Annotated in this window: 2 protein-coding genes; both read left to right on the top strand. The window is 68.6% G+C overall.

The genetic code is table 11. The features are described from left to right. Nucleotides 1–488 precede the first annotated feature (488 nt). Nucleotides 489–1,505 (top strand): NAD(P)/FAD-dependent oxidoreductase, encoded by a 1,017-nt coding sequence (locus PV419_RS52730; protein WP_319701220.1) that lies wholly within the window; start codon nucleotides 489–491, stop codon nucleotides 1,503–1,505. A gap of 234 nt (nucleotides 1,506–1,739) precedes the next feature. Next, on the top strand, nucleotides 1,740–2,762 hold the full coding sequence (locus tag PV419_RS52725) for an NAD(P)H-binding protein (protein ID WP_319701219.1): 1,023 nt from the start codon (nucleotides 1,740–1,742) through the stop codon (nucleotides 2,760–2,762). Nucleotides 2,763–3,003 lie beyond the last annotated feature (241 nt).

Raw genomic sequence — 3,003 nt, 5'->3', positions numbered from 1 at the left:
CCCGAGGTGCGGAACTGCCGCTCGGCGGCATGCAGGACGTGGTCGGGGTCGAAGCTTCGTGGTCTCGCCATGCATCGAAGGTAAAGCCGACCCACCGTACTTGACAACCCAGTACAGAACCATTTAGGTTTCGGACTGTTCAGTAAACAACCGTGCTGAGCTCACCGGACAGGGTGCGTGCACGCCTGGCGCGATGGAGAGCAACCCATGCCTTTGCACTCCTCCGCGCCGCCCGGCATTGCGACGCCTTCCAGGCCGGCAAGGCCCGGTCTGATCCTCGCGATCCTGGCGACGGCGAGTTTCATCGCCGGACTGGATCTGTACATCACGAACGTCGGGCTGTCCTCGGCGCGGGGCACTTCCTGCACCTCGAACAGCCCAAGACGGTCGCCGACCACATCCTGCGCTTCCTGAACAGCTGCCCCCTCCAACCACCCAGAACTCGAAGGGTTGACCGAACCATGACTGACAAGGAAAGGCAGGAGGCCATGGCTGTGACGACTCCTGCGTACGCGAGCGACGCACTGGCCGAGGGCACCGTCGACACGGTGGTGATCGGCGGGGGCGCCGCGGGGCTGAACGGTGCACTAATCCTCGCCCGCTCCCGCCGCTCGGTCGTCGTGATCGACAGCGGCTCCCCGCGCAACGCGCCCGCGGAGGCCGTGCACGGCCTCCTCGCCCTGGACGGTACCCCGCCGTCCGAGATCCTTCGACGGGGCCGGGAGCAGGTGCGCCAGTACGGCGGACGCGTCGTGTCCGGCGAGGTGGTCTCGGCCGAGCCTGCCGCCCCGTCGGCGGACGGGGACCTGCGGTTCACCGTCACCCTGGCCGACGGCCGCAGCATCACCGCCCGCCGCATCCTGGTGGCCACCGGCCTCACGGATGTGCTGCCACAGGTGCCCGGGCTCGCCGGGCACTGGGGACACAGTGTGGTGCACTGCCCGTACTGCCACGGCTGGGAGGTGCGCGACGAGCCCATCGGCATCCTCGCCACCGGCCCCGCCTCCATCGGCCACGCGTATCTGTTCCGCCAGCTGACCGAGGACCTGACCTACTTCACCCACGGCACCGACCTGGACGAGGACAGCCGCGCCCGCTTCGCCGCCCGCGGCATCCGCGTCATCGACACCCCGGTCACCGAGGTCGTCAACGACGAGGACGGTGCCCTCGCCGGGGTGCGCCTGGCCGACGGCCAGGTCGTGGCCCGCCGCGTCGTCGCGGTCGCCTCGCCGATGCAGGCCCGCACCCAGGGCCTGGAAGGTCTGGGCCTGCCGGTGCAGGACCTGCCGACGGGCCGCGGTTTCGCCTCCGGCATGGCCGGCACCACCGAGGTGCCGGGTGTGTGGGTGGCCGGCAACGCCACCGATCTGGTCGCCCAGGTCGGGGCCTCCGCAGCGGCCGGCGCACTGGCCGGCGCCGACATCAACAGGATGCTGGCCACCGCTGACACCGACGCGGCCCTCCACGGGATCGCCGAGGGAAGCCCCAAAGCGGCCACACGATGATCTCGAAGCCCTGAGATCTCGGCCCGTCACCCGCCCGCCTCACCTTCATCGGTGAGAAGACCGATCTGTTTTCCCGTCTGGAAGCTGATCAGTTTCCAGACGGTTCTCAGTCATGCCCGGCAAGCAGGCAGCAGGAGCGTCGCGACGAGGTCAACGCCACCCTCCTCGACTTCCTCACCCGCCTCGACGACTTCACATCCTCGGCTTCCTCAACGGCCGACCCACCCCCACCAGATGGAGGACACAACAATGTCGGAGCGCAATCCCATCCTGATCACCGGCGCCGGCGGCCAAGTCGGTGGCGTGAGCAGGGTGATGATCGACATGCTGCTCGAACAGGGCCACCCGGTGCGCGCGTTCGTGCGACGGGACGACGAACGCGCGCAGTCGCTGCGCGCGGCCGGGGCCGAGGTCTTCGTCGGCGACCTGCTCAAACTCGCGGACGTGGCCGCCGCGCTGAAGGGTGTCCGGCGCATCTACTTCAGCATGAGCGCGCAGCCGTACTACGCCGATGCCCTCACCGTGATGGCCGCGGCGGCGCGAGCCCAGGGCGACATCGAGGCCTTCGTGCACCTGTCCAACTACGAGCAGTCGTACATGACGCTCGAGAAGATGACCACACCGGATGAGGAGCGGCGTTCTTGGCTCGGCGGACTGGTCACGGACTGGTCACCACAGCAGCGGGCGCACTGGGTCTGCGAGCGGGTGCTGGACTGGTCCGGCATCCCGACCGTCAACGTGCGCGCGACCCTGTTCGCCGAGTCCCCCCACCTGACCTGGATGCAACTGGGCCCGCTGAGCAACGGTGAACTGCGCCTGCCCTACGGCGACCAGCGGCTCGCGCCCATCGCCGTTCACGACCTGGCAGAGGTGTGCGTGAAGATGCTGGTCGACCCCGCACCGCACATCTCGAAGTCCTACGCGCTCACCGGCCCGGAGCTGAAGGACATGTACGGGTTCGCTGAGGACTACGCAGCCGCGCTGGGACGCCAGATCGTCTACATCCCTGAGGAAGTGGAGGCCTGGAACGAGGCCTTCGTAGACGAGACCCTCCTGCAGGAGGCCCTGGGCGATCCGGCTGCGGCCCGGCACGTGGCGGCGCACCTGAGGATCCAGGCCAGGCTGATCGCCGGCGGGCGGTACGACGTCCTCTCCGACCAACTGGAAACCCTGCTCGGGCGCCCGCCGCGGACCATGCGGTGGGCGCTGCAGAACAACGCTCGCCTGCGCGAACTGGCGGCTGCCCCGAGCCACTGAGCGCTCCGGAGCAAAACATGACCCCACATGACGCCACACGATGGGCAACCAAGTGATTCCGCTCGTCCGCCCCGTCCCCCTCAGGAGCTACTGATGTCCTTTCTTGCGCATACCCCCGTGGAGAAAATGACCGGGCCTTACGCGCGGCGCTGGTGGGCGCTGCTCGTGCTGTGCCTGAGCCTGCTGATCACGGTGATGGCGAATACGTCGCTGATCGTCGCCGCCCCCGACATGACCACCG

Source organism: Streptomyces sp. ME19-01-6 (assembly GCF_033793745.1).
Taxonomy (GTDB): domain Bacteria; phylum Actinomycetota; class Actinomycetes; order Streptomycetales; family Streptomycetaceae; genus Streptomyces.
This window is presented reverse-complemented; position numbering and strand designations above follow the sequence as displayed.

Coding starts and splice junctions, on each gene's coding strand:
- PV419_RS52730 (WP_319701220.1), top strand. CDS start 489: ATGGCTGTGACGACTCCTGCGTACGCGAGCGACGCACTGGCCGAGGGC.
- PV419_RS52725 (WP_319701219.1), top strand. CDS start 1,740: ATGGAGGACACAACAATGTCGGAGCGCAATCCCATCCTGATCACCGGC.